The sequence below is a fragment of the Burkholderia pulmonis genome (assembly GCF_984667975.1).
On sequence record NZ_OZ480187.1, the window covers coordinates 1,985,811 to 2,010,781 of the forward strand.

Consider the following 24,971-nt stretch of genomic DNA (forward strand, 5'->3'; position numbering starts at 1 on the left):
GATGCTCTCCCGCGCGGTGCCGCCGCGCGCCGGTCAGTGCCGATGGCCGCCACCCCAGTGGCCGCCACCCCAATGCCCGCCGCCCCACGGACGACGCCAGTACCCGCCGCGGCCGCGCCAGTATCCGCCGCCCCAGCCGCCCCAGAAACCGATCGAGACGGGCGGCCCGTACCAGCCCGGGTAATACGCCGGGTAGTACGGATACGGCGGCGGCACATAGGCCGGAGCGACATACACCGGCGCCGGCGTACCGACGGCGGCCTGTGCATCGGGCGCAGGTGAAGGGGCCGGACCGGGTGCAACGGGTGCGGTCGGGATGTCGCGCTGCGTCATCGTGGCGGGCACCGGCGCGTAATAAGGCGCATAGCCGTACGGGCTCGTGTAGTAGCAGCCACCGAGCGTCAGGGCGACCAGCGCAATGACGGCAGGCCTCGCGGCGGGAATCGGGTTCATCTCGTGCTCCGGCAGAATCCGCGCGTCGCCGCCGGACGCGCGCCTGACTCTAGCTTACGTCCCCTGCAGATTTCCGCGCGTATGATCGGTTACTTTTTGTTTCCTGCGCCGGACGGCCGCGCGGGCACGCCGCGTGCTGGCTCGTCTGCGGCGCCTGCGTTGAAGTTGGCGCAAATGCCCTCAACTTGAACGATGTCAGGCTGACCGGCGCGGACGGGCGTTCGCGAACTACCGGCTGCCGGAAACCGGCGAGCTTCGGCCCGCCCCGACAGGAACGCGGCTCGCGCCGCCATCGACATGACTACGCCACGCCCCACTCCCCGGGCGGACACACCGCTCGATCCGATCATCCAGTTGCTGGCGCTCGCCGGCGAGCAGGGTTATCTGACGCACGCCGACCTCGTCGACGCGCTGCCGCCCGATAGCGACAGCCCCGACGCGCTCGACGTCGTGCGCGCCGCGCTTGCCGACATCGGCATCGCCGTGCTCGACGAGCCTGCCGTGCCCGCGCCGTTCGCCGGCGCGGCGCCTGTCGACGTCGATCGCGACGCGCTCGACGAAGGCCGCGCAATGCTCGGCGACCTGGCACGCGGCACGAGCGCGTCGACCGATCCGCTCGCGCTCTACATGCGGCGCATGCAGGCCGTGCCGCTGCTCACGCGCGAAGGCGAAATCGTGCTCGCCCGCGAGATCGAGACGGGCCGCCACCAGGTGCTGCACGCGATTGCAGGCTATCCGGCCGCGGTCGACGCGCTGCTCGAACGTCATCGCGTAACCGGGGCGACCGGCGCAACCGGATCGTCCGATGACGACGACACAGGTACGCCCGCCCCCGCCGGTTACGACGCGCTGCAGGCCGCCGTGTCGACGCTGCGCGGCACGTTGCATGCGCATGGCGTCCGTTCGGACGAATACCGCGCCGCACGCAACCATATGACCGCGCTGCTCGGTTCGCTCGCGTGGGTCGCGCCGGCCGTCGACGATGCGAGCGGTATCGTGCGTACGCTCGCAGCGGCGCCGCGCGGCACGGCATTGGACGAAGCCGCGTGCTTCGACGCAGTCGCACGGCGGGCCCTCGCAGCGGCGCTGAACGACGGGCAGCAGAAAGTGCGCGACGCGACGCGCGCGATGCTCGAAGCGAACCTGCGGCTCGTGCTGTCGATCGCGCGCAAGTACATGAACCGCGGGGTCGACCTGCCCGATCTCGTGCAGGACGGCAGCCTCGGCCTGATGCGCGCGATCGAGAAGTTCGAATACCGGCGCGGGTTCAAGTTCTCGACCTATGCGACCTGGTGGATCCGGCAGGCGATCACGCGGGCGGTTGCGGACCGCTCACGCACGATCCGCGTGCCCGTGCACGTCGGCGACCAGTACCAGCGCGTGCAACGGCATGCGCTGCGCTTTCGCCAGCGCACGGGCCGACGGGCGACGCCGGCCGAACTCGCGGCCGAAACCGACCTCGACGAGGACAAGCTGCGCGCGGTGCTCGCGCTGCCCGCCGAGCCGGTTTCGCTCGACACGCCGCTGCCCGACGCGGATACCGGCCTCGTGGATCTGATCGAGGATCAGGCGTCGGCCAGCCCGTTCGAGCAACTGGCCGACACGCGCATGCGCGAGTGCGTCCGGTCGCTGCTCCGCTCGGTCACGCCGGCCGAAGCCGACGTGTTGCGCCGGCGGTTCGGCCTCGGCGGCGCCGAGCCCGACACCTACGACGCGATCGCGCAGGATGCGGGGATGTCGCGGGAGCGCGTGCGGCAGATCGAGAAACGGGCGCTCGCCGCGCTGCGCACGACCGCCGAGGCCGAGAACGCGCAGTCGTTCCTCGACGCGTAACCGCATCACGCGCCGCACGGTCGTGCCACTTCCGGCACGACCGTGCGCTTCGCGCCTGTGCTACGTTTGCCATTGACGTGCATCAAATTTTCTTCATCGCGCGTCGCGACAATGGTTGAAAGCCGACCGGCGCATCGCTCGCCGCGTCCATTCCGTTTGTGCTTCCCCGGGTCCCTCGCCATGCAGTCGACCGTCAGCCAAACGCACGAGGAAAACCGGCCTATCGCGGCCTGCCTGCGCGAGGCCGCGCAGTGGCTCGTCGACCAGGGCGCGAACCCGTACCGGGTCGCCGTGTACCGTGCGGCGGCCGATACGGTCGACACGCTCGACCGCGACATCCGCACCGTGTTCGAAACCGGCGGCGTCGATGCGCTCGGCGCGCTGCCCGACGTCGGCGCGGGCGTCGCGCAGGCGATCGCCGAGCTGCTGGTGACGGGACGCTGGCGCCAGCTCGACCGCCTGCGCGGCGATGCCGAACGCGTGTCCGCATTCGAGGCGGTACCGGGCATCGGCCACGCGCTCGCGCTGCGCATCCATGACGCGCTGCACATCGACACGCTCGAAGAGCTCGAACGCGCGGCCCGCAACGGCCAGCTCGAAACGATCGCGGGCGTCGGCCCGCGGCGTGCGGTCGGCATTCTCGCCGCGCTCGCCGACGTGTTGAGCCGCCGCCGGCGCTGGCAGGGTCACATGCAAAACGCCGGCCCCGGCACGGAGCCGCCCGTCGAACTGCTGCTGTACATCGATCGCCAGTACCGCAACAAGGCCGCCGCCGGCGTGCTGCCGACGCTCGCGCACCGGCGCCTGAACGCGGACGGCTACGTCCCGCCACCCGTGATGCACATGACCAAGGGCGGCTGGCATTTCACGGTGTTGAGCCAGCATGCCGCCATGCGCACGCCGGAAGCCGGCCGCCCGACGGACTGGGTGTCGCTCTATTTCTACGACGCCGCGCAATGCGAACACCAGCGCACCGTCTTCACCGAAACGTACGGCTCGCTCGTCGGCAAGCGCATCGTGCGCGGGCGCGAGATGGAATGCCGCGTGTATTACGCGGGATGAGTCAGTCGTCGCCGGTCTCGTCGATGTCGAACGCGACGTCGAGCATCGACGCGATCTCGCGACATGCATGGGTGAGTGTGCGTGTGCGGCGGCCGGAATAGTCCGCCGCGAGATAGAACCAGGTCGAAAACGACCCGTAATCGCCTTTGCTGTCCCGGTTCGGTACGTCGAACCAGAACGTCACCATGTAGCCGCCCTTCCAGCGAACCGGAATCACCTGCGTGAGCCGCACTCTCGTGATGGCACCCCGGCGGAACCGGAAGCTGTCGTCACCGACGCGGAACCCCGACCACGCGCCGTCGTTCGACACGAACACGGTCAACGCATCGTCCGGCAGGGCGACGGACAAGACCCCTTCGGGGGCCAGGTCGGCCGCCGATACCATCGCCGCCCCCGAACCGTCACGCCCCGTCTCGACATCCACGTACGCTTCGATCGTCCGCTTCGCCTTGTCGTAGAAACTGCGCGTGACGTCGGACCTCACGGCGTCGGCAATCAGCACCAGTTGCTTGAATCGTGCACGCTCGCCATATCGAAGCGGCACGTCAGGTGCGTCGTCGGGCTCGTCAGCCGGTTTGTCCTCCAGACTATCGGCCTGTACAGGCGGTGCGGTCATGACAGGCGGAACGCCCCCGCGCCGCCGATTCACCCAGGCCATTGCCCACGCCAGCAGCACGGGCGGCGTCACCATCGCGACGGCCGCCGTCGCGAGCCCGGCGAGCACCCCGTAATGCGGCGCGACCCTCGATGCCGCATACGCGGCAGGAAACACCAGCAAAATCCACACGCTGCAACCCCGTTGTTCCTGTTTGCGATGTCCGGCACCGCGTGACTCGACGCACCACCCTGCCATCGAGCCGCCACGCCAACCCGCCGATGGCCGCTCGTCGACTACGCGCCTTCCGCCTTCGTGCGGCGCGCCGGGTGACGATGCGCGGCAATCCGCAGCAGCTTCTGGAACGACGGGCATTCGAGATGATTCGCCGCCGGGCACACGGCCGCATGCCGCAGCGCATCGCGCACGGCGCCGAGCCGGCGGATCGTGCGATCGAGTTCATCGGCCTTGCCGTCGAGCTTCGCGCGATCGATCGCAGGCCGGCCGTCCGCGCCAACCATCGCGAGGATGTCGTCGAGCGAGAAACCGGCCTCGCGGCCGAGCGCGATCAACGCCAGCCGCTCCAGCACCGACTCGTCGTATTGCCGCCGCAGCCCGTGTCGGCCGTTCGGGACGATCAGCCCTTTTTCCTCGTAGTAACGCAGCGTCGACGCGGGCAACCCCGAGCGCCGCGCCACGTCCGCAATGTCGAGTCGGCTCATGCTTGACCTCAAGTGAACTTGAAGTTGCAAGATAGTCGCTCGACTCCATAAAGACAAGCCCGGACCGCCATGAAACCGTTGAAACCGCCTCGTATTCCGCTGCGCCGCGCAGCCGTCGCCGCCGGCTCCGGAGGGTCGCGATGAGCCCGCCCGACGTCCTGCTCAACCTGTTGCCGATCGGCGTGGGCGCAACGCTCGTGCTGGATCTGTGGACGCTGTTCCGGCGGCGTGCCTTCGGCATTCCGTCGCTCGACTACGCGCTCGTCGGCCGCTGGATCGGGCACATGATGCATGGCCGGTTCCGGCATGTCTCGATCGTCGCCGCGTCGCCCGTGCCGGGCGAGCGTGCGCTCGGCTGGATCGCGCATTACACGATCGGCATCGCGTTCGCGGCGCTGCCCGTCGCGATCGCAGGCACCGAATGGATCAGCACGCCGACGCCGCTCCCCGCGCTCGTCGCCGGCCTCGCCAGCGTGGTCGCACCGTTCTTCGTGATGCAGCCGGCGTTCGGTTTCGGCATCGCGGCGTCACGCACGCCGCATCCGGGCGTCGCGCGCCGGCGCAGCCTCGTCACGCATCTGTCGTACGGCGTGGGACTCTATCTCGCGGCATTCACGCTGGCGGCGCTGGCCCGTTGAATACCCGGCTTCACATGAGCCGCGCCGGGTAGCGCTCCTCCGGCCGGAAGCCGCCGGCCGCACATCGGTGCGCCATCCGTCGGCGCCATCCGCCCTTCCCATCCATCCGGTGCGCCCGGCCGGGCGCCCGCGTCACTCGCCGCCGCAGTCGATCAGGTTGTGGCGCACGCGCCCGAGCAGCCGCACCAGCGTATCGCGCTCGTCGGGCGTGAAGCCGCGCAGCCCGTCGTCGGCGACGGTGTCGCCCACTTCCAGCATCTGCGGAAAGATCTCGCGCGCCTTGTCGGTCAGCCGGATCACGAACGCGCGACGGTCGTCGTCGTTCGAGATGCGTTCGATCCAGCCATAGCTTTCCATCCGGTCGAGCAGCCGCGTGAGCGAGATCGGCGTGATCTCGAGCCATTCGGCCAGCCGCGCCTGGTTCATCTCGCCCTTCCACGTCAGGTATGCGAGCACCCGGCTTTGCGCCCGCGTCAGCCCGATGCGCTTCGCGCGCCGGTCGAACAGGCGCCCGTTCAGGCGGGCCACGTCGGCGATCAGGTAACCGATCCGGTTCTCGTAGGTCTTGTCCATTCGCCGATTATAGGGTCAAGCCGGAAACGGCCTGCGGCTCGCGGCGTGGCGATAAGCGGATATATAATAAGCGTGCTTATAATTTGCGCCATACCGGATTGCCGACCACGGCGACCGCCCACGGAGACACCCGCTTGAACCCCGCCGCCGACGCCCCCGCCTCGCCCGCCCTGAACCGGCCGATGCTGACCCTGTCGATCATGCTCGCCACGCTGATCCAGACCCTCGACAGCACGATCGCGAACGTCGCGCTGCCGCACATGCAGGGCACGCTGTCCGCGTCGCAGGACGAAATCACGTGGGTGCTGACCTCCTATATCGTCGCCGCGGCGATCGCGACGCCGCTCACCGGCTGGCTGTCCGACCGGCTCAGCGTCAAGCGGCTGCTGATCGTGTCGATCGCGGGCTTCACGGTGGCGTCGGCGCTGTGCGGGCTGTCGGAGACGCTCGTGCAGATCGTCGGTGCGCGGTTGCTGCAGGGCGTGTTCGGCGCCGCGCTGGTGCCGCTGTCGCAGTCGATCCTGCTCGACATCAACCCGCGCGAGAAGCAAGGCCAGGCGATGGCGATCTGGGGCATGGGCGTGATGGTCGGCCCGATCCTCGGCCCGACGCTCGGCGGCTGGCTCACCGACAGCTACAACTGGCGCTGGGTGTTCTTCATCAACGTGCCGATCGGCGCATTCGCACTCGCCGGCGTGATGACCTTCCTGCCCGCGCGTGCCCCGCGCCCGCACGTGAAATTCGACGCGTTCGGCTTCGCGACGCTGGCGCTCGCGATCGGTGCGTTCCAGGCGATGCTCGATCGCGGCGAACAGCTCGACTGGTTCGGTTCGTACGAGATCCGTATCGAGGCGCTCGTCGCAGCGCTCAGCTTCGCGTTCTTCCTCGCGCATACGGCGACCGTCGGCAAGGCGTCATTCTTCAAGTCGGAGCTGCTGCGCGACCCGAACTTCGCGACGGGCACGCTGTTCATCTTCGTGGTCGGTGCGGTGCTGTACGCGACGCGCGCGCTGCTGCCGCCGATGCTGCAGAACCTGATGGGCTACCCGGTCGCGACGACGGGGCTCGTCACCGCGCCGAGCGGCGCCGGCACGATGATCGCGATGCTGTTCGTCGGAAGGCTGCTGAAATACGTGGATGCGCGAATGCTGCTGCTCGCGGGGCTGGCGATTTCCGCGCTCGCGCTATGGCAGATGATGCAGTACACGATCGTGCTGTCCGAAGCGGACATCGTGTGGCCGGGCGTGATCCAGGGCTTCGGGCTGGGGCTCGTGTTCGTGCCGCTGAGCGCGCTGTCGTTCTCGACGCTGCCGCCCGACCTGCGCGCGGACGGCACGGCCACCTACAGCCTGATGCGCAACATCGGCAGCAGTATCGGCATTTCGATCGTGCAGACGCTGATGACGCGCAACACGCAGGTCGCGCACGCCGACCTCGCGACCCACATCACGCCGTTCAACCCGGCCGTACAGGCGATGACCGGCAACAGCCTCGACATCGCGCTGCTCGATCGCACGATCAACCAGCAGGCGACGATGATCGCGTACCTGAACGACTTCAAGCTGATGTTCGTCGCGACGCTGCTGATGATCCCGCTGTTGCTGCTGATCCGCCCGCCGCAGAAAACGGCGAGCGTCGACGTCGCGCACGCGGCGATGGACTGACGGGCGCACGCGCGGCGCGCACCCGATCCGCATCGCGACGCGTCAGGCCCTCATCGTGCCGGTCCGCACGTAGCGCTCGTGCCACGACAGCGCCTCGGCGAGCAGGTGCGGCGTGTGCTTGCCGAAGCTTTCGCGCGACGCACGCTCGAAGTAATCCTCGAGCATCGGCCGGTAGTCGGGATGCGCGCAGGTCGCGATGACCTTGCGCGCGCGCTGCTTCGGCGACAGGCCGCGCAGGTCGGCCAGGCCCTGCTCGGTGACGACCACCGCGACGTCGTGCTCGGTATGGTCGACGTGGCTCGCCATCGGCACGATCCGCGAGATCGCCCCGCCCTTCGCGGTACTCGCCGACATGAAGCACGACAGGTAGCCGTTGCGCGCGAAGTCGCCCGAGCCGCCGATGCCGTTCTGGATCTTCGTGCCCATCACGTGCGTCGAGTTCACGTTGCCGTAGATGTCGGCCTCGATCATCCCGTTCATCGCGATGCAGCCGAGGCGGCGCACGAGTTCCGGATGGTTGCTGATCTCCTGCGGGCGCAGCACGATCTTCTCGCGGAACGTCGCGATTTCGTCGGCGAAACGCTGCACGGCGGCCGGGCTCAGCGACAGCGCGGTGGCCGACGCGAAGCTCAGCGTGCCGTCGTCGAGCAGGTCGAGCATGCCGTCCTGGATCACCTCGGTGTAGGCGGTCAGGTTCGAGAAGCCGGCCGAGCTGAGTTCCGCGAGCACCGCGTTCGTGATGTTGCCGACGCCCGACTGCAGCGGCAGCAGGTTGTCCGGCAGGCGGCCGCGCTTCACTTCGTGACGCAGGAAGTCGATCAGCTGCAGCGCGATCTGCTTCGACGTCGCATCCGGCGCGGAGAACGCATTGCTGCGATCGGGCGCATCGGTTTCGACGATCGCGACGATCTTGTCGGCCGGGCAGCGCAGGTACGGCTCGCCGATCCGGTCGTCGCTCTTCGTCAGCGGAATCGGCTTGCGATGCGGCGGCAGCGCAGTGCCGTAATAGATGTCGTGCATCCCGTCGAGGCCGAGCGGCTGGCGCGAATTCACTTCGAGGATCACGTGCTTCGCGCGTTCGAGCCAGGTCTTGTTGTTGCCGATCGACGCGGACGGGATCAGCAGCCCGTCCTCGCGGATGCCCGCGACTTCGACGATCGCGACGTCGAGATCGCCGTACAGCCCGAACCACGCATATTGCGCGACGTGGCTCAGGTGGACGTCCTGGTAATCGACTTCGCCGCCGTTGATCTTGTCGCGCAGCGTCGGGTCGGACTGGTACGGCAACCGCATCGAGATGCCGTTGGTGCGGGCGAGCGCGCCGTCGAGTTCCGGTGCGGTCGATGCGCCCGTCAGCACGTTGATCCGGAAGTCCTCGCCGCGCGCGTGCGCCGCATCGATGTGGGTGGCAAGCGCGGCCGGCACGGCCTTCGGATAGCCCGAACCGGTGAAGCCGCTCATGGCGACGGTCATGCCGGGGCGGATCAGCGCGGCGGCTTCGTCGGCGGTACGGACGAGCGAACGCAGGGCGGGAGCGTGGATGCGTGATGAAGACATGGCTGGTTTCTGACGCTTTGATCGGTCGTTGACGTCGCGGGGGGTGTCTCCTGAGCGACATGAAGCCCTTGGGGCCGCGCGGGGCGGCCGGCACCACAGGCACGGTCGGAGTATCGCAGAGGCCATCGCCGCGAAATGTCCGTCGGATGCAAAAGATCCTTACCGAATATGCCGGGTATCGAACGACCGTTCTGTGACAGGCGATCCGCACGCGCGGATGCACGCGAAAGGTGCGCGAAAGCATCGAGTCGGATGACCGGCCGGCAATCGCCAACCGCCACGCATCAATCGATGTGTTTTCTCCGGTATTGATTACCCGTCATCCGGCAATGGACGATACCCGTCCGGCGCGGCCGATTGTCGCCCGATGCGGCTTTGCCGGACCTGACGTACATCAAGGTCGCATGCGCTGCGCGTCACCGGCCGGCCGACGCGAAAAACGGCGGCGCGCCAGGCTGCGAGGCCCGTGAGCCCTTGACACACGCGTGACGCGAACCACACTGGAAGACAGGCCCGGCCGCCCGGTTTGCCCGCCCGTTAGCAAGTGCGGTTCTGGAGCGGCGGATGCCTACAAGACGCCGTAACACTCCCGTATGTCAGGACATTGATCGAATAAAAAGCACCAAATTACAATTCCGTATATATTTCGCCGATGGACCAAAGAAAAACCGCCGCACGTTCCGAACCGCCCCTGCCACGCACCTGGGATGCGCGGCTCGCGCGCTCGCTTGTCCGACCGCTCGTCGATACCCCCGTCACCCCGAATCACCTCACTACCGTTCGTCTGCTGATCGGCCTCGCCGGCGCCTGGTGCCTTGCGCACGGCGGCTTCGGCTGGAGCAACGCAGGCGCGTTCCTGATCGTGTTGTCGAACTTCGTCGATCACACCGATGGCGAACTCGCGCGCATCAGCGGCAAATCCAGCAAGATCGGCCATTTTTATGACCTCGCGGCCGATGCGCTCGTCACGATCGCGTTGTTCGTCAGCATGGGCCTCGGCATCGTCGCCGAGGGCGGCCAGATGGCCGCATCGCCGGTGCTGCTCGGCGCGGTGGCCGGCGCGGCCGTCGCGCTGATCTTCTTCCTGCGCATGCGGATCGAATCGATCGCCGGCAAGGCCGGCACCAAGCAGGCATTCGCGGGCGGCTTCGAGACGGAAGACGTGCTGTACCTGCTGCCGATCGTGACGCTCGTCGACGGCGTCGAGCCGTTCCTGCTCGCAGCCTCGATCGGCGCCCCGCTGTTCGCCGCATGGGTCGTATTCGACTGGTGGCGCATCGTTCGTCGCGGCAACGCCCCGCAGAATTCAACCGAAATCCAGGCTTCCAAATGACTCCTAGCACGCGCGACGACTCCGTGCTGAGCCCGGCACGCCCCGCGCCCGTGCGCGCGGCCGCGGCCGACCCCGATCGCACCGTGGCCGACCGCGTCGGCCACCTCGACCTCGACGGCCTGCGCGGCGACTACACGCGCCAGGGCTCGTTCCTGTATCTCGACGCCTTCCTGCCGGCCGACGCGCACGCGAAGCTGGCGGACGCCGCCCGCGCGATGCAGGCCGGCCTGAACCGCAATTACCTGCCCGGCCACAAGCAGGGCGGCAGCGTGAGCCGCCATACGATCGACGAGCAGGCGCCGTACATCGCCGAACTGTATCGCTCGAAGGCACTCATCTCCTTCCTCGAGAAGGTCACGGGCGACAAGCTGATGCTGTCGCCGGACGACGATCCGCACGCCTACGCGCTGTATTACTACACGAAGCCCGGCGACCACATCGGCTGGCATTACGACACGTCGTACTACGACGGCCGCCGCTACACGCTGCTGATCGGCGTGATCGACGAATCGTCGTGCCGGCTCGACTACGAGCTGCACACGCGCAATCCCGACGTGGCCGACGAACCGGGCTCGGTGCAGATCGCCGACGGCGGCATCGTGCTGTTCGACGGCGACAAGCTGCGCCACCGCATCACGCCGCTCGGCCAGAACGAAATGCGCGTGTCGCTCACGTTCGAATACGTGACGAACCCCGGCATGCGGCCGTGGAAGCGCTTCATCTCGAACATGAAGGACGCGATCGCGTATTTCGGTTTCCGCCAGGTGTTCAAGCAACTGGTCACGCGACGCACGACCGGGTCATGACACGCGCCGGCCTCATCCTGCTGTCCCTCGGGACCGCACTCTTCATCGCACTCCTCGCCTGGCAAGGCGTCGGCGCGGTCGCGTCCACGTTCCTCGCAGCCGGCTGGGGGCTTGCGCTCGTCGCCGCGTTCCACGTCGTGCCGCTCGTGATCGACGCGGTGGCGATCTCCGTGATGTTCCGCCGCGGGCAACCGGGCGCCGAACTCGGCAACGCGCTGCGCGCGCGCTGGGTCGGCGAATCGGTGAACAGCCTGCTGCCCGCCGGCCAGATCGGCGGCCCCGTGCTGATGGTGCGCCACCTCGCGCAGCGCGGCACGCGGATGGCCGACGCGGCCGCCGCCGTGACCGTCAGCACGACGATGCAGGCGCTCTCGCAGATGGCGTTCGCGCTGATCGGCATCGCGGCGTTCAGCCTGTATGCGACGCACGAATCGGTCGCGCACCTGCGCACGCCCGCGCTGATCGCCACCGGCGTGCTCGGTGCGCTTGCCGTGCTGTTCTATCTGGCGCAGCGGCGCGGGCTGTTCGGCCGCGGCCTGCGCCTCGCGTCGAAGCTGCTCGGCCCGCGCGACTGGTCGTCGCTGGCCACGCGCGCCGATGCGATCGACGACGCGGTCGGTGCGCTGTACCGCGATCGAGCGAAGGTCGCGAAGACGTTCGCGCTGAGCCTCGTCGGCTGGATCGTAGGCACCGCGGAAGTGTGGCTCGCGCTGCACTTCCTCGGGCACCCGGTGAGCTGGCTCGACGCGCTGCTGCTCGAAAGCGTCGGCCAGGCGATCCGCGGCGCGGCCTTCGCGATCCCGGGCTCGCTCGGTGCGCAGGAAGGCGGCTACCTGCTGCTCGCCCCGCTGGTCGGACTGCCGCCCGACGCGGCGCTCGCGCTGTCGCTCGCGAAGCGCGCGCGCGAGCTCGCGCTCGGCCTGCCCGGCCTGCTCTATCTGCATTTCAGTGAAAGAAACTGGCAGCGGCGCCGTGCGCCGCAGCCGCTCGCCGACTGATCGTTCAGATCGCCGGCTTTTTGGTTGGAGAACCCATGCGAGCCATCATTCTTGCGGCAGGCCTCGGCTTGCGCCTGCAACAACCGCCCGAAGCGCAGTTCCCGAAGTGCCTGCTGCGCTTCGACGACGTATCGCTGCTCGAGCGCCATCTGCGCGTACTCGATGCCGCGGGCGTCGACGAGATCGTGCTCGGGCTCGGCTTCCAGCACGAGAAGGTCGAGCAGGAAATGAAGCGCCTCGGCCGCCAGGCCGAGATCATGATCAACGACCGCTACGACCTCGGCAGCGTGCTGACCGTGCATACCGTCGCCGATGCGATGACGCGCGGCGGCGACGTACTGCTGATGGACGCCGATGTGCTGTACGACGAGAACATCCTGCACGCGCTGGTGGCCGATGCCGACAAGACGGTGGACCGCCTGCTGATCGACCGCGACTTCGAGGCCGGCGACGAACCCGTCAAGCTGTGCCTGAAGAGCGGCGTGCCGGTCGAGCTGCGCAAGCAGCTCGCGGTCGACCTCGAATACGACACGATCGGCGAATCGGTCGGCTTCTTCCGCTTCACCGAAGGCACTGCGCGCCGCCTCGCGACGATCGTCGCGGGTTACGTCGACAGCGGCCGCGCGAACATGCCGCATGAGGAAGCCGTGCGCGACCTGCTGCTCGAAGGCGGTCATTCGTTCGACGTCGCCGACGTCACCGGTTCGCCGTGGATCGAGATCGACTTCCCGAACGACGTCGCACGCGCCACGCAAGAAATCCTTCCCCTGATTCAACGCACCACCGCAGGAGCCGCACGATGAACGCACGCGAACCCAACTTCACCGAATCGCGCAGCGCACGCCTGCGCCGCATGCTCGTCAGCAGCGATCTCGAATTCCTGATGGAAGCGCACAACGGCCTGTCCGCGCGGATCGTCCGCGAAGCCGGCTTCAAGGGGATCTGGGCATCGGGCCTCGCGATCTCCGCGCAGTTCGGCGTGCGCGACAACAACGAAGCGAGCTGGACGCAGGTCGTCGACGTGCTCGAATTCATGGCCGACGCGAGCGACCTGCCGATCCTGCTCGACGGCGACACCGGCTACGGCAACTTCAACAACGTGCGCCGCCTCGTGAAGAAGCTCGAACAGCGCGGCATCGCGGGCGTCTGCATCGAGGACAAGCAGTTTCCGAAGACGAACAGCTTCATCGGCGGCGAGCGCCAGCCGCTCGCGGAAATCGACGAGTTCTGCGGCAAGATCAAGGCCGGCAAGGATTCGCAGACCGACCCCGACTTCTCGATCGTCGCGCGCGTGGAAGCGCTGATCGCCGGCTGGGGGATGGACGAGGCCCTGCGCCGCGCGAATGCGTACGCGGAAGCCGGCGCCGACGCGATCCTGATCCACAGCAAGCTGTCGCGCCCGGACGAGATCCTGCAGTTCGCGCGTGAATGGAGCGGCAAGGCGCCGCTCGTGATCGTGCCGACCAAGTACTACAGCACGCCGACCGACGTGTTCCGCCAGGCCGGCATCAGCACCGTGATCTGGGCAAACCACCTGATCCGCGCGTCGGCATCCGCGATGCAGGCGACCGCGCGCGAGATTCACGAGAGCGAAACGCTGATCAACGTCGAGGACCGCGTTGCATCGGTCAACGAGATCTTCCGCCTGCAGGACGCCGACGAGTACTCGGCGGCCGAGCGCATCTACCTGTCGTCGTCGTCGCGCGCGTCGAACGCGGCGATCGTGCTCGCCGCGAGCCGCGGCAAGGGCCTCGAAGCCGTGACCGAAGACAAGCCGAAGGTCATGCTGCCGGTCGCCGGCAAGCCGCTGCTGCGCTGGCTCGTCGACGGCTTCAAGACGCATGGCGTGAACGACATCACCGTGGTCGGCGGCTATCGCGCCGACGCGATCGACACGTCGGGCATCAAGCTCGTCGTCAACGAGCGCCATGCGCAGACGGGCGAACTCGCGTCGCTCGCGTGCGCGGCCGAACGCCTGACGGGCGACACCGTGATCTCGTACGGCGACCTGCTGTTCCGCAGCTACATCGTGCGCGACCTCGCGGAAAGCGAAGCCGAATTCAGCGTGGTGGTCGATTCGTCGCTCACGGAGCCGACCAACCAGAGCGTGCGCGATTTCGCACTCTGCTCGGCGGCCGACGATCGCGGCCTGTTCGGCCAGAAGACGTATCTGCAGCGCGTATCGAGTGACGTCGCCGCAGGCACGCCGCACGGCCGCTGGATCGGCCTGCTGAACGTGCGCGGCGCCGGTGTCGATCGCCTGAAGGCGATGCTCGCGACGCTGCAGGCACGCCCCGATTTCGACACGCTCGACATCCCGTCGCTGCTCAACGAACTGATCGCCGCCGGCGAGAAGATCGAGGTGCAGTACGTGCACGGCCACTGGCGCGGCGTCAACGATCTCGACGACTTCCGCCGCGCGGGCGACTTCGCGCACGGCCAGACGCCGCTGTCCGAACCGGGCGCCGGCAACGGGGGCGCGCAATGATCGAAGCGGCCCAGTTCGTCGAGGCCGCGCGCGAACGCGGCTTCGACTGGTACGCGGGCGTGCCCTGCTCGTACCTGACGCCGTTCATCAATTACGTGTTGCAGGACCCGACGCTGAACTACGTGTCGGCCGCGAACGAAGGCGACGCGGTCGCGCTGATCGCGGGCGCGACGCTCGGCGGCAAGCGCGGGATCGCGATGATGCAGAACTCGGGGCTCGGCAACGCGGTGAGCCCGCTCACGTCGCTGACCTGGACGTTCCGCCTGCCGCAGCTGCTGATCGTCACGTGGCGCGGCCAGCCGGGTGTTTCCGACGAGCCGCAGCATGCGCTGATGGGCCCGATCACGCCCGCGATGCTCGACACGATGGAGATCCCGTGGGAGACGTTCCCGACCGACCCCGAACAGGTCGGCCCGGCACTCGACCGCGCGGTCGCGCACATGGACGCGACGGGCCGCCCGTACGCGCTCGTGATGCAGAAAGGCAGCGTCGCGCCGTATGAACTGAAGGCGAACCCGGCCGCGAAGCCGCGTGCGCATGTGGTCGCGCAATCGTCGTCGCGCGCCGCGTCGGCCGATGCATGGCCGACCCGCCACGACGCGCTGCAGCGCGTGATCGCGCACACGCCGGTCGATTCGACCGTCGTGCTCGCGTCGACCGGTTTCTGCGGCCGCGAGCTCTACGCGATCGACGATCGCGCGAACCAGCTGTACATGGTCGGCTCGATGGGTTGCGTGACGCCGCTCGCGCTCGGCCTTGCACTTGCACGACCCGACCTGCGCGTGGTGGCCGTCGACGGCGACGGCGCCGCGCTGATGCGGATGGGCGTGTTCGCGACGCTCGGCACCTACGGCCCGGCCAATCTCACGCACGTGCTGCTGGACAACGGCGCGCACGAATCGACGGGCGGCCAGGCGACGGTGTCGCAGCATGTGTCGTTCGCGGGTGTCGCTGCCGCGTGCGGCTATGCGTCGGCGGTCGAAGGCGATACGCTCGACGTGCTCGATGCGACGCTGGCTGCGCCTGGCGATGGCGTGCAATTCGTGCGCGTTGCGATCCGCACGGGCGTGCCCGACGGCCTGCCCCGCCCGACCGTCACGCCGGTCGAGGTCAAGACCCGTCTGATGCGGCACATCGGCGCCGCGCAGACCGAAGCCCACGTTGAAGGAGCCCATTGATGCTGCTGCTGAACCCCGGCCCGGTCACGCTCACCGAACGCGTGCGCCGCAGCCTGCTGCAACCCGATCTGTGCCATCGCGAAAGCGAATTCTTCGATCTGCAGGATGAGGCGCGTGCGCGCCTCGTCGCCGCGTACGAACTCGATCCGGCCGAATGGACGGCCGTGCTGATGACGGGCTCGGGCACGGCCGCCGTCGAGAGCATGATTGCGGCGCTCGTGCCGCAGGACGGCAAGCTGCTCGTGATCGAGAACGGCGTGTACGGCGAGCGGATCACGCAGATCGCGACGCAGTACGGCATCGCGCACGACGTGCTGAAGCATGAGTGGATGCAGGCGCCCGATCTCGCGCAGATCGCTGCGCGGCTCGATGCGGGCGGTCATACGCATGTCGCGGTGATTCATCATGAAACGACAACCGGCCGGCTGAACGATCTCGGCGCGATTGCGGAAGTCTGCCGTGCGCGTGGCGTGAAGATGCTCGTCGACGGCGTCAGCAGTTTCGGTGCGGAAGCGATCGATTTCGCGGGTGGCGACATCGACGCGGTTGCCGCGACTGCGAACAAGTGCCTGCACGGCGTGCCGGGCGCGGCGTTCGTGATCGTGCGCCGCAGCGCGCTCGTGAAGGCCGCGAGCCGTACGTATTACCTCGATCTTGGGCGTCTCGCAAAGCTGCAGGATCAGCGGAATACGCCGTTCACGCCGTCCGTGCATGCGTATTACGCGCTCGTCGAGGCGCTGCGCGAGTTTGACGAGGCTGGCGGCTGGCGTGCGCGGCATGCGCACTACAAGGCGCTCGCCGATCAGGCGCAGGCCGGGCTGGCTGCGCGCGGAATGCCGCTGGTGCTGCCGGAAGGTGCTTCGTCGGTTGTGCTGCGCGCGTACCGGCTGCCGCAAGGCGTCACGTACGAGACGCTGCACGACGGGCTGAAGGCGCGCGGCTTCGTGATCTATGCGGGGCAAGGCGGGCTGTCGAAGGAACTGTTCCGGATTTCGACGATGGGCGCGATTCAGGCGGCTGATGTCGAGCGGCTGCTGGAAGGATTTACGGCGTTGACGCGGTAAGCGCTACCGACCCTTCGTCTACGAAAGGCCCGCAAGGGCCTTTTTTCTTGTTCTTCGCAAATTTCGGGTGACATGGGACACACTGTCGGCATTCGGCCGGTTTGAGACCTTGGATAGCTCCGTCTGGATCGCCAACAAGCGGTGGGCAAGCGAGGCGCCGGCTTCACGGCACAAATTGACTGTCGCCATTCCGGTCCGGGAGTAGGATTTGAATCGCGAGAACAGCCGCCGCGCATTTGTAACGCTCATCTGCGGATGGAATGGGGAACGCAGCCTTCGCCAGTTCGTTGACCATTCGGCGCGGCCGATCGACAGTACCCGTCGTGTGGGTCCGATAACGCCAGATTCGACATCATTCGAGCAACCCGATGCCACATGACAAGTCTCATGAACTGCATACGTACTCTCGGCTGTCCGCCAATCGCACCGAGCGTTTGCACGGTTCCATCAAAGCGTCGATCTGGAGCCGACTGATGCTTGCGGCGGTTTTCACGCTCGGCAGTCACGCAGCATGTGCGGGCGAGCTGGTTGCCGTGAAGAGCCGCAATGTCACTCAGAACGTCTACATCAATGCCACATCGACTTCACCCGCATGGATTGTCGTACTCTTCGCGGGTAGCGATGGTGTCGTTGCGCTTTCGGCCGACGGACCGACCCGCGAGCAGGGAAATTTCCTGGTGCGGACGGCATCGTACTGGACAAACGCAGGCGACGCCGCGGTCGTCTTCGACGCACCATCAGACCAGGCGAACGGTATGGATGACGAGTTCCGGTTAAGCGGGGCGGCCAGCCAGGATGTTGCCGCCGTCGTGGCGGAACTGAAAAAACGTTACCCCTCTTCCAAAGTTGCGCTTGTCGGTACCAGCCGTGGAACGATTACGGTGGGCAACGTGCTGTTACGGAATCCTGAACTTGCAGATGCTTTCGTGCTCACTTCGCCGATTTCGATCGCAGTTCGCGGCAAGCCGGGATTGTCAGGTGTCGCCTGGCCTCAAAACAAGGCACGCGTACTGGTGCTGTCGAATGAACACGACGTTTGCGTTGCGTCGCCGTTTTGGGCAGCGAAGCGCATGGCCACCGACAATCACTTCGATTTCGTCGAGGTATCAAGCACTGCGGGTGGAGGCGACAGGCATGCCGAATGTGGTGCGCAGGCTCCGCATGGGTACCTGGGAATCGAATCGAAAGTACTCGCCGCGATCAACGAATGGCTTAACGGGCACGAAACTGCGTCTCGGCCAGAGTGACGGCCGGTCCGGATCGTGTATTCGCGATGGGTCATCGTTTGGTAACGGTGGGGGAAACTACTGGTGGTCAATCGACTTCTACCGGCCAGGAGCAGCCATTCGACACGTCGGCTTGCATCGTCGACAATCCTGAGCATCGCCCCCACCCAATTGCCATCTAAAAATCTATCGCTCCATGCACGTCACGTACAACATATTCCTTGCGGTAGCAGTTTTATTTGTTGCAGTGCTTCGAGCGATTCGCTGGCGAAGTGCAAAGGCGCGGGGTTTGAGCCCAGCTCAATTCGCGCTGGAGAACGGTGGTTCAGCACAGAAACTTCGAGCAACAGGTAACCAGCTGCGGTGGCTTGCCAGGATCTTGTTCATTTTCCCATTCGTGCTGGGAGTCGGATTCGTAATCCACCCCAAATCCCCGGGTAGTCTACTTGCAGCAGAATTCACGGCCTTCGTGATCATCTTTGGGATTCTTGGGCTTCTTTTCCTGTGGGTCGCAAGAAAAAATGAGGCGCTAGCGCGTGAGATAGAGAGGCTTCCCTGAACATTGGTGGCGGACGTGCGCCGGTGCGGCACGAGCACCGACTACCTTTGAACGTCCGTAGTAGAACGCACTCTTCGTCCGCTACGGGTCGAGTTCTGCCGGACGCGGACCGATCAAGGGCGGCCTACTCCGCAAGGTTGACGTCGGACCGGGATCGGCCACAGACGGACGTTCGACGTGTGAGGCGGGATTGCTGACAATTCGGCCAGCCCGAGGGAGAATCGACGGCCTTGTGCGTAAGTGCCGGTCGGCGCGTTGCACCGTTCTTCCTTCCACGGTGGGGATCAAGAGTGTCTTTGCATAACCTTGCGTCGCTTCCCTTCACGCTACTGAATCGCGGTCAACTTGGCGGCGCAGGAGTGCTTTTCTTCTTCTACGCGGTCATCATTGGCTGCATCGCCAAAACATTGTTCGAGATTGCCAATTTTGCTGGAGTGAAAGCACAGACTGGAAGCGCAACGGTCATAGCTAAGCGAACTGTGCCGGCGCATTGGGAGTGGCAATCTCGTGGAAGATTTTTAACGCGTGCCTATGTGGAGGAATACCAGGTCCTGGATTTAATTATCAATGGTCGGACAGTGAAGTATCGGCCGATTCCGTGGATTATGGAGCGCACCACGATAAACTCGACGGAGCCAGTTCAGTTCAAAGTTGCCCGATTAAATAACAAATTGCAGATCATAAAATTCAAGTACCTTTAGCGCTCTGCGGACCGCTGGCCGGCCGGATCAACCGTCTTCGAACGGCTGCTCTTGAGAGATCCGAAAGTCCGCTTCGGGTCGGCAAGCGACACCTGCGAACATCCATGAAGCAACAATTCCAATCGCGACAATGAAAATCCTTCGCTTCGCCCCGCTGCTGGCGCTCTTCACCGCCCCCGTCGTTCACGCCGCCGACAACCAGCCTTGCGGCGACGATACCGTCACGGCCGTCGCCCGCTGGGCCGGCATCGCCAGCGCCCGCATTGCCGCGCGCGACACAAACCGGCTCGTCGTCGCATCGGCATGCAAGGTCATGCCGAACGCGCCGGAAACGACGATCGCGGCCGTCGCGTTCGATTCGTTGCCGAAGAGCAAGAACCCGGACGAGAGCAACAAGTTGCAGGTCGTCGCGCTCGTCGAAGGCGGCCAGGTTGTGGCAGCCGAGCGGTCGGTGATTCAGGAGGATGCGGCGACCGAAGTCGGCGAAAACAGTTATCGCGTCGATACCGCACCGTACCGGCTGTCGCCCGACGTGCGTGCGTTCGGTGTCGTGTTCACGAGCAGCGCACGCGGGCCGAGTTGCCCCGATGCCGACGCCAGCGAAGAACTGACGCTGTGGGTGTGCGAAGGCAACCGCATTCGCCCCGTGTTCGGCACCAATCTCTACGGCTGGGTCAGCGTCCAGGGTGAGGCGTGCGGCGCCAGTTTGGGTGACGCGGTCAGCGAAGACGCCCGCATGACGATCGCCGTCGAAAAGACCTCGAGCCACGGCTTCGCAGACCTGTCGATCACTGCGCACATCACGAAGAATCAACGCAAGAACAACGAATACTCGGATACGGGCAAGCGGACCGCACGCACGATTGTCCACTACGACGGCAAGACGTACGGCATCGATATGTTCCGGAACTTCTGGTACTCGCCCGCCGCAATGAAGCGCTTCAAGTAAGGTCGGGGCGAAGCACCGCCCCACCCGCCTACTCCATCACCTTCGGCCCGATCGCATCGCCCGACGCCGGCATCCGCATCGCGTCATCCCGCACATGCCGCATATGCCGCGCCTCGCGCGCCGAATAACGATCCTTCAGCCGCAGGAACGGTTTCTCGACGAGGAAGTAACTGGCGGTCGCGGCAATCAGCGCCCACACGATGCCGAGCGGAAACGCGTGCGGAACCGCCAGATCCGGATTCGCAAACGGCTGCTGCCACAGATAGAGGCTGAACGAGATCGTGCCGACGAACACGACCGGCCGCACACGCAGCCAGCGCGCGCACCAGAATTCGTGACGGAAATTCAGCACGACGATCACGATCGCGATCAGCGCGGCTTCGAGCGTCACGCCGTACGTCGCATTCCAGAAGCCGCCGAGCCGGTGTTCGGCGAGCGGCATCCCGAGCAGCACGATGAAGACGAGCGCCGTCACGATGCGCGCTTCCCCGCGCCACGAGTCGATCCACGCTTCGAGCCGTTCGCGGTTGAGCGACGCATAGCAGCCGATCAGGATCGGATCGACGCCCGTGTGAAGCATCATCCCGAGTTGCCCGCGCAGCGCCGGCGCAACGAAGTACGTGACGGCGCGCACCAGCGGCACGATCAGGATCAGCGCGGCCAGCCAGCGCGTGCCTGCGCGGCGCATGCCGAACACGAACAGCAGCGGCCAGAACCAGTAGAACTGCTCCTCGAGCGCGAGCGACCAGAAATGGCCGAGGTACCACGCGCCGTCCGGATGCAGCGCGTTGTCGCCGGTCAGCCCGAACCACGCCGAGTAATTCCACAGGTGCAGCGCGGCATAGAGCCACTGCCGGCGGTCCACGTCGAACCAGCCGGCGAACGCCACGATCGCGACGGCCGCGAGATAGACATAGCAGGCCGGCCAGATCCGCAACGCGCGGCGCACGTAGAACGACGTCAGCGCGATGCCGCCGGTGCGCGCGAACTCGACGCGCAGCACGTTGGTGATCAGGAAGCCGCTCAGGACGAAGAAGATCAGCACGCCGAGCCGGCCGTCGGCGATCAGTCGCAGCGGCGCGTACCAGCCCGTGTAGCCGCCCGGCAGCACATGCTCGGCGTGTCCGATCACCACCATCGCCACCGCGACGGCGCGCAACCCGGTCAACTGCGTGACGCGATGGTTCATCGGCTGGTTCCCGTTGGCACGGTCAAGAAGCAGGAAATGGCCGGCGCCCGATCGGTACGCCGACATGCCGCCGGGATTTTGTATGAAAAATATCGGAATGAAATTGCTTCAAAAATCCCGGAAGCCATTGCGTGACCTGTTCCGGCTGGGCCGGCCGCCGGTGCGAACGGTGTCCTGCGGATAGCCGTCCGCATGCCGCAACGCAACAACCGGCCGGCCCCGCGTCATCGCAACGCCGCCCTCACCGGCCGCCGTTCTTCTCCAGCAGCCGGACATTCTGCTGCGCGACCTGGAGATCCTGCAGCCGGTCCACCAGCTCCGCGCAACCTGTCTTGTCCATCTGGAACGACGTGCTGCAGATCGGGCAGCGGACCTCGCTGCTACCGAGAAAATCCGTCAGCGACAGCTTCACGCGCCCGCGACTGCAGACCGGGCAAGTGAAACCCGGGGCCTCGTTCAGCATCTTCTCGCTCGTCTTCATGATTCCCTCCGGGAGTAATCGCCACCGTCGCCGGTGGCCGAGGTGTCGGCGCCGCTGACCTGGGTATTCATGCCCAGCAGCGCCAGCAGGTTGCCAATGCCGGCCGGGATGCCGGCCTGCCCGACCTCGACTTTCGCGCCGATGTTGGCCTCGAGGAAAGGCGATACGTCCTCGCGCGCCTGGCTGCCGGCCTCGGGCCGACCCCGCGCCAGCATTGCGCTCCAGCGGTACCGGCGCGGTTCGTCATCGTCCGCGTCGCCGGGCAGCAACGGGATCGCGCACGGCGCCTTCACACGCTCGGCAAGCAACAGGCGTACGCCGAAATCGAAAGTCGCCGTCTTCACCTCGAGCAGCGGCAGCGGGATCAGCGACAGCACCGGTACCTGCACGCGACGCCATTCGGTCTTGTCCTTGCCGATCACTTGCTCGTAGAAAAACGTGATCATCCGCAATTCGCCGAAGTCGTCATCGTCCGGCTTGCCCGGCTCGCAGTCGGCGGACGACTTCCGCACGAAGCCGAACTCCTGGACGTACCGGACAAACTGGCGCGCCGCCATGAAGTCGGCCTCGATCACCGCTTCGATCGGCGCCGCGAACAGGTACTGCAGATCGACGACGGGGCTGATGGAATCGGTCATGGCATCACTCCGTGACAACCAGTTCGTCGCGCTCGCGACCACCTTCACCGACGAGCACCCACTTGTAATTGCGCAACCTTGCGCGCAGTGTCAGCGTCTGCACGAATTCGGCTGGAATGCCCTGCAATGCGGCCGTGTCCAGCGTCACCGCCAGCGACGGCACACGTGCTGTCTCTCCCTGGATCCCGCGCTGCCGCTCGGCCGCCACGGCGATCAGGTCGAGCAGCGCGGCCCCGCTCGCATTGACTGCCGCCTCGAACGACACACGCTCCGCGTTCGGGGAAGCGTCCATGTCGAACACGGCCGCGAGGCTGTCACCGAGCGACGCATCCAGTACGTCGAGCAAGCCGGCGCGCAGGGTGTCAAGCGACGGCGTCGTGCCGCGCAGCGCCTGCGTCAGCGCGTCGCCGAGCAGCGCGTGGAGGTTGCCGCCCAGCTCGCGCGCGACACGGGGCGAATGCAATGCGTCGATCCGTTCGCGCGCCGGATCGGCCCCCGTACCGGCTGCCCCACTCTCCCCGTGCACTCGGCCGAGCACGCCGGCGAGATCGTGCAGCAGCAGCGCACCGGCGTCCGTCGCCAGGTCGGCGACGGCAACCTGCGACGGCAGTACATCCGCCGGCAGCGCGCCCGCTTCGAGCCGCGACGCAGATTCATCGTCGTCGGCGCCCGACGTCACCGCGAAGCGCAGCGTCACGTCCGCTTCGTCGAGCAGGCCGTTCGGCACCGGAAAATACTTGAGCAGCGGATCCTCGCGATACTTCACCGCGAGGCGCTTCGAATACAGGTTCGCCTCGTGCTGCGCGCCCGCAAGGCTGTCGAGGAACGCGGCGGCGATATCCCGCAGATTGGTCATCGGTGTTCTCCTCTACCCCGCGCCGGCAGGCCGGCGCGGGCGGGTTGTCGCATCGGCGGGATCAGGGCTTGGCCTGGAGCGTGATGCTCGTGGACACGCTGGTGCCGTCGATCGTCGCGGTGACGGTCACGACCGACTTGCTGCTGTCGTCGAGCGCCTTGCAATCGATCACGACCTTGCCGGCGGTATCCGTCTTCGGCGGGTCGGTCTTCACGCTCTTGCCGTTTGCTTCGACGTCGAACGCTGCACCGCTGCCATCGAACGCGAACGTCAGCTCGACGTTCGCGGCCGGCGTGCCGTCCGGCTTGAGCGCGGTCAGTTCGTCCTGGCCGGACGCCCCCTTGGCGATCGAGAGCGTCGCCTGCGCGCTCTTGAGTGACGGCGTCGTCGGCTGCGGCAACCGGTGCAGCACGCGCACCGGCACGACGATCGTCTTCGCGTCGGCCTTGCCGCCGTCCGGCGCGGGGATCGACGCGGACACCGTCAGGTCGGTCGCCTGTGCGGCGACGTCGCCTTCGGCCCAGAACAAGACGGACAGCGACCCGTCGTTGCCGGTCTTGAATGCCGCGATCTTGCCGGCGGTATCGAACGTGACGACCTTGCCGAACGGTGCACGGCTCATCCGGAACTTGTCCGCCAGCGCGGGTTCGATCTGGAACACGACTTCCGTATTCGCGACGAACAGCCCGCTCGAGTTCTGCAGATGCACCTGCAGCATCTGCTGCTGCGACGGGTCACCGGACATCACGGTCGACAACGCAGGGCTGACCTGCATGTCGCCGTCGCGGCTCGCGCCGGTCGCGGCACTCGACAGGATGTTGAGCACCGTCGCGAGCCCGGCCGGCACGCCGGCCTGCGACGCATGCACGAACACGTCCTGCGTGTACTCGACCGAATAGCGCGAGTCCTGCGTCGCTTTCGAATCCTTCTTGCTCGAGTAGCTGGCCTTCATCTGCGCCGACAGGCTGAACGGCCCCCAGCCGATCTTGCCCTGCGCCGACAGCTCGCCCGCAATCGCTTCGGACTTCGATTCTTCCGACGTCGACGACGCGGCGGCGTTGATGTTCGCCTTGAACTGGATCGTCACTTCGTCGACCAGGATCAGCGGAACCGGCACGATCGTCAGCAGCGGCACGATCAGCTTCACCATCTGACCGTCCTTCTGGTACAGGAAGGTGACGTTGACGGCCTGCTTCACGCCGTCCTTGTCGGTCGTGAGGCCGACCTTGTCGATGAACTCGTAGGTGGATTTCGCGGCCATCGCCTGTGCGGTGATCGCGGCCTGCAACGGGCCGCCGATCAGGGCGCTGTAGTCGATGCCGTTCAAGAGGCTCCGGGCGGACTCGGCCGCCGAATTGTCAACTGGCATGATTGATCTCCTGTGATTTCGATCGGGCACGCGCCGCCG

At 66.5% G+C, this 24,971-nt stretch carries 25 protein-coding genes; 15 read left to right on the plus strand and 10 right to left on the minus strand.

Annotated features, from left to right (window positions below):
• Positions 1–33: 33 nt before the first annotated feature.
• The gene (locus tag AC5LXK_RS25620) at positions 34–453 is read right to left on the minus strand and encodes a hypothetical protein (RefSeq protein ID WP_493391473.1); all 420 of its coding nucleotides are present in this window, start codon (positions 451–453) and stop codon (positions 34–36) included.
• A 297-nt stretch (positions 454–750) separates the two neighbouring features.
• Here AC5LXK_RS25620 and AC5LXK_RS25625 point away from each other — a divergent pair, with 297 nt between their 5' ends.
• Both AC5LXK_RS25625 and AC5LXK_RS25630 read left to right on the plus strand, forming a co-directional pair.
• The gene (locus AC5LXK_RS25625; protein WP_493391474.1) at positions 751–2,286 is read left to right on the plus strand and encodes a sigma-70 family RNA polymerase sigma factor; all 1,536 of its coding nucleotides are present in this window, start codon (positions 751–753) and stop codon (positions 2,284–2,286) included.
• A 180-nt stretch (positions 2,287–2,466) separates the two neighbouring features.
• Entirely contained in the window at positions 2,467–3,348 is an 882-nt protein-coding gene (locus AC5LXK_RS25630; protein ID WP_493391475.1) for a helix-hairpin-helix domain-containing protein, read from the plus strand.
• A 1-nt stretch (position 3,349) separates the two neighbouring features.
• Here the strand turns inward: AC5LXK_RS25630 and AC5LXK_RS25635 are convergent, their stop codons facing one another.
• Positions 3,350–4,072 (minus strand): hypothetical protein, encoded by a 723-nt coding sequence (locus AC5LXK_RS25635; protein ID WP_493391476.1) that lies wholly within the window; start codon positions 4,070–4,072, stop codon positions 3,350–3,352.
• A gap of 167 nt (positions 4,073–4,239) precedes the next feature.
• Complete coding sequence (locus AC5LXK_RS25640; RefSeq protein WP_493391477.1) at positions 4,240–4,665, minus strand: helix-turn-helix domain-containing protein; 426 nt, start codon at positions 4,663–4,665, stop codon at positions 4,240–4,242.
• A gap of 140 nt (positions 4,666–4,805) precedes the next feature.
• Here AC5LXK_RS25640 and AC5LXK_RS25645 point away from each other — a divergent pair, with 140 nt between their 5' ends.
• Complete coding sequence (locus AC5LXK_RS25645) at positions 4,806–5,303, plus strand: DUF2938 domain-containing protein (protein ID WP_493391478.1); 498 nt, start codon at positions 4,806–4,808, stop codon at positions 5,301–5,303.
• Between the two features lie 132 nt (positions 5,304–5,435).
• Here the strand turns inward: AC5LXK_RS25645 and AC5LXK_RS25650 are convergent, their stop codons facing one another.
• On the minus strand, positions 5,436–5,876 hold the full coding sequence (locus AC5LXK_RS25650; RefSeq protein WP_493391479.1) for a MarR family winged helix-turn-helix transcriptional regulator: 441 nt from the start codon (positions 5,874–5,876) through the stop codon (positions 5,436–5,438).
• Between the two features lie 134 nt (positions 5,877–6,010).
• Between AC5LXK_RS25650 and AC5LXK_RS25655 the strand changes: the two genes are divergently transcribed.
• Complete coding sequence (locus tag AC5LXK_RS25655) at positions 6,011–7,540, plus strand: DHA2 family efflux MFS transporter permease subunit (protein ID WP_493391480.1); 1,530 nt, start codon at positions 6,011–6,013, stop codon at positions 7,538–7,540.
• Between the two features lie 42 nt (positions 7,541–7,582).
• On the opposite strand, the gene scpC is transcribed toward AC5LXK_RS25655, so the two are convergent.
• Positions 7,583–9,097: a succinyl-CoA:acetate CoA-transferase ScpC gene (scpC, locus tag AC5LXK_RS25660; RefSeq protein WP_493391481.1), complete on the minus strand. Its 1,515-nt coding sequence runs from the start codon at positions 9,095–9,097 to the stop codon at positions 7,583–7,585.
• A 652-nt stretch (positions 9,098–9,749) separates the two neighbouring features.
• Between scpC and AC5LXK_RS25665 the strand changes: the two genes are divergently transcribed.
• The 10 genes from AC5LXK_RS25665 to AC5LXK_RS25710 all read left to right on the plus strand — a co-directional run bounded on the left by AC5LXK_RS25665 (position 9,750) and on the right by AC5LXK_RS25710 (position 20,399).
• Complete coding sequence (locus AC5LXK_RS25665; RefSeq protein ID WP_493391482.1) at positions 9,750–10,430, plus strand: CDP-alcohol phosphatidyltransferase family protein; 681 nt, start codon at positions 9,750–9,752, stop codon at positions 10,428–10,430.
• Complete coding sequence (locus AC5LXK_RS25670; protein WP_493391483.1) at positions 10,427–11,236, plus strand: HalD/BesD family halogenase; 810 nt, start codon at positions 10,427–10,429, stop codon at positions 11,234–11,236. Before AC5LXK_RS25665 ends, AC5LXK_RS25670 begins: the two co-directional genes overlap by 4 nt.
• Entirely contained in the window at positions 11,233–12,234 is a 1,002-nt protein-coding gene (locus AC5LXK_RS25675) for an HpnL family protein (protein WP_493391484.1), read from the plus strand. The genes AC5LXK_RS25670 and AC5LXK_RS25675 overlap by 4 nt, the downstream gene beginning before the upstream one ends.
• 35 nt (positions 12,235–12,269) lie before the next feature.
• On the plus strand, positions 12,270–13,037 hold the full coding sequence (locus tag AC5LXK_RS25680) for a phosphocholine cytidylyltransferase family protein (protein ID WP_493391485.1): 768 nt from the start codon (positions 12,270–12,272) through the stop codon (positions 13,035–13,037).
• Complete coding sequence (gene aepX, locus AC5LXK_RS25685) at positions 13,034–14,722, plus strand: phosphoenolpyruvate mutase (RefSeq protein WP_493391486.1); 1,689 nt, start codon at positions 13,034–13,036, stop codon at positions 14,720–14,722. The genes AC5LXK_RS25680 and aepX overlap by 4 nt, the downstream gene beginning before the upstream one ends.
• Complete coding sequence (gene aepY, locus AC5LXK_RS25690; protein WP_493391487.1) at positions 14,719–15,900, plus strand: phosphonopyruvate decarboxylase; 1,182 nt, start codon at positions 14,719–14,721, stop codon at positions 15,898–15,900. The genes aepX and aepY overlap by 4 nt, the downstream gene beginning before the upstream one ends.
• Positions 15,900–16,964, plus strand: coding sequence for a 2-aminoethylphosphonate aminotransferase (locus AC5LXK_RS25695; RefSeq protein WP_493391488.1), 1,065 nt, complete (start codon positions 15,900–15,902; stop codon positions 16,962–16,964). The genes aepY and AC5LXK_RS25695 overlap by 1 nt, the downstream gene beginning before the upstream one ends.
• A gap of 368 nt (positions 16,965–17,332) precedes the next feature.
• The gene (locus AC5LXK_RS25700) at positions 17,333–18,211 is read left to right on the plus strand and encodes an alpha/beta hydrolase (RefSeq protein WP_493391489.1); all 879 of its coding nucleotides are present in this window, start codon (positions 17,333–17,335) and stop codon (positions 18,209–18,211) included.
• A gap of 828 nt (positions 18,212–19,039) precedes the next feature.
• Positions 19,040–19,450: a hypothetical protein gene (locus tag AC5LXK_RS25705; RefSeq protein ID WP_493391490.1), complete on the plus strand. Its 411-nt coding sequence runs from the start codon at positions 19,040–19,042 to the stop codon at positions 19,448–19,450.
• A 130-nt stretch (positions 19,451–19,580) separates the two neighbouring features.
• Positions 19,581–20,399, plus strand: coding sequence for a PA3715 family protein (locus tag AC5LXK_RS25710; RefSeq protein ID WP_493391491.1), 819 nt, complete (start codon positions 19,581–19,583; stop codon positions 20,397–20,399).
• Between the two features lie 28 nt (positions 20,400–20,427).
• Here AC5LXK_RS25710 and AC5LXK_RS25715 read toward each other — a convergent pair whose 3' ends face one another.
• A complete protein-coding gene (locus AC5LXK_RS25715) occupies positions 20,428–21,588 on the minus strand; it encodes an acyltransferase family protein (RefSeq protein ID WP_493391492.1) in 1,161 nt (386 codons plus the stop codon).
• Between AC5LXK_RS25715 and AC5LXK_RS25720 the strand changes: the two genes are divergently transcribed.
• Entirely contained in the window at positions 21,580–21,723 is a 144-nt protein-coding gene (locus AC5LXK_RS25720; RefSeq protein ID WP_493391493.1) for a hypothetical protein, read from the plus strand. The two genes, AC5LXK_RS25715 and AC5LXK_RS25720, sit on opposite strands and share 9 nt — an antisense overlap.
• 106 nt (positions 21,724–21,829) lie before the next feature.
• Here AC5LXK_RS25720 and AC5LXK_RS25725 read toward each other — a convergent pair whose 3' ends face one another.
• The 4 genes from AC5LXK_RS25725 to AC5LXK_RS25740 form a co-directional block, all read right to left on the minus strand.
• Positions 21,830–22,069 (minus strand): hypothetical protein, encoded by a 240-nt coding sequence (locus AC5LXK_RS25725; RefSeq protein WP_493391494.1) that lies wholly within the window; start codon positions 22,067–22,069, stop codon positions 21,830–21,832.
• On the minus strand, positions 22,066–22,707 hold the full coding sequence (locus AC5LXK_RS25730) for a DUF2589 domain-containing protein (protein WP_493391495.1): 642 nt from the start codon (positions 22,705–22,707) through the stop codon (positions 22,066–22,068). The genes AC5LXK_RS25725 and AC5LXK_RS25730 overlap by 4 nt, the downstream gene beginning before the upstream one ends.
• Positions 22,708–22,711: 4 nt before the next feature.
• Entirely contained in the window at positions 22,712–23,563 is an 852-nt protein-coding gene (locus AC5LXK_RS25735; protein ID WP_493391496.1) for a hypothetical protein, read from the minus strand.
• A 61-nt stretch (positions 23,564–23,624) separates the two neighbouring features.
• Positions 23,625–24,932 (minus strand): DUF2589 domain-containing protein, encoded by a 1,308-nt coding sequence (locus tag AC5LXK_RS25740; RefSeq protein WP_493391498.1) that lies wholly within the window; start codon positions 24,930–24,932, stop codon positions 23,625–23,627.
• Between the last annotated feature and the right edge of the window lie 39 nt (positions 24,933–24,971).

Coding starts and splice junctions, on each gene's coding strand:
- aepY (WP_493391487.1), top strand. CDS start 14,719: ATGATCGAAGCGGCCCAGTTCGTCGAGGCCGCGCGCGAACGCGGCTTC.
- AC5LXK_RS25725 (WP_493391494.1), bottom strand. CDS start 22,069: ATGAAGACGAGCGAGAAGATGCTGAACGAGGCCCCGGGTTTCACTTGC.
- AC5LXK_RS25700 (WP_493391489.1), top strand. CDS start 17,333: ATGCCACATGACAAGTCTCATGAACTGCATACGTACTCTCGGCTGTCC.
- AC5LXK_RS25735 (WP_493391496.1), bottom strand. CDS start 23,563: ATGACCAATCTGCGGGATATCGCCGCCGCGTTCCTCGACAGCCTTGCG.
- AC5LXK_RS25710 (WP_493391491.1), top strand. CDS start 19,581: ATGAAAATCCTTCGCTTCGCCCCGCTGCTGGCGCTCTTCACCGCCCCC.
- AC5LXK_RS25680 (WP_493391485.1), top strand. CDS start 12,270: ATGCGAGCCATCATTCTTGCGGCAGGCCTCGGCTTGCGCCTGCAACAA.
- AC5LXK_RS25645 (WP_493391478.1), top strand. CDS start 4,806: ATGAGCCCGCCCGACGTCCTGCTCAACCTGTTGCCGATCGGCGTGGGC.
- AC5LXK_RS25740 (WP_493391498.1), bottom strand. CDS start 24,932: ATGCCAGTTGACAATTCGGCGGCCGAGTCCGCCCGGAGCCTCTTGAAC.
- AC5LXK_RS25650 (WP_493391479.1), bottom strand. CDS start 5,876: ATGGACAAGACCTACGAGAACCGGATCGGTTACCTGATCGCCGACGTG.
- AC5LXK_RS25730 (WP_493391495.1), bottom strand. CDS start 22,707: ATGACCGATTCCATCAGCCCCGTCGTCGATCTGCAGTACCTGTTCGCG.
- AC5LXK_RS25665 (WP_493391482.1), top strand. CDS start 9,750: ATGGACCAAAGAAAAACCGCCGCACGTTCCGAACCGCCCCTGCCACGC.
- AC5LXK_RS25675 (WP_493391484.1), top strand. CDS start 11,233: ATGACACGCGCCGGCCTCATCCTGCTGTCCCTCGGGACCGCACTCTTC.
- AC5LXK_RS25670 (WP_493391483.1), top strand. CDS start 10,427: ATGACTCCTAGCACGCGCGACGACTCCGTGCTGAGCCCGGCACGCCCC.
- scpC (WP_493391481.1), bottom strand. CDS start 9,097: ATGTCTTCATCACGCATCCACGCTCCCGCCCTGCGTTCGCTCGTCCGT.
- AC5LXK_RS25720 (WP_493391493.1), top strand. CDS start 21,580: ATGGTTCATCGGCTGGTTCCCGTTGGCACGGTCAAGAAGCAGGAAATG.
- AC5LXK_RS25715 (WP_493391492.1), bottom strand. CDS start 21,588: ATGAACCATCGCGTCACGCAGTTGACCGGGTTGCGCGCCGTCGCGGTG.
- AC5LXK_RS25625 (WP_493391474.1), top strand. CDS start 751: ATGACTACGCCACGCCCCACTCCCCGGGCGGACACACCGCTCGATCCG.
- AC5LXK_RS25620 (WP_493391473.1), bottom strand. CDS start 453: ATGAACCCGATTCCCGCCGCGAGGCCTGCCGTCATTGCGCTGGTCGCC.
- AC5LXK_RS25695 (WP_493391488.1), top strand. CDS start 15,900: ATGCTGCTGCTGAACCCCGGCCCGGTCACGCTCACCGAACGCGTGCGC.
- AC5LXK_RS25640 (WP_493391477.1), bottom strand. CDS start 4,665: ATGAGCCGACTCGACATTGCGGACGTGGCGCGGCGCTCGGGGTTGCCC.
- aepX (WP_493391486.1), top strand. CDS start 13,034: ATGAACGCACGCGAACCCAACTTCACCGAATCGCGCAGCGCACGCCTG.
- AC5LXK_RS25630 (WP_493391475.1), top strand. CDS start 2,467: ATGCAGTCGACCGTCAGCCAAACGCACGAGGAAAACCGGCCTATCGCG.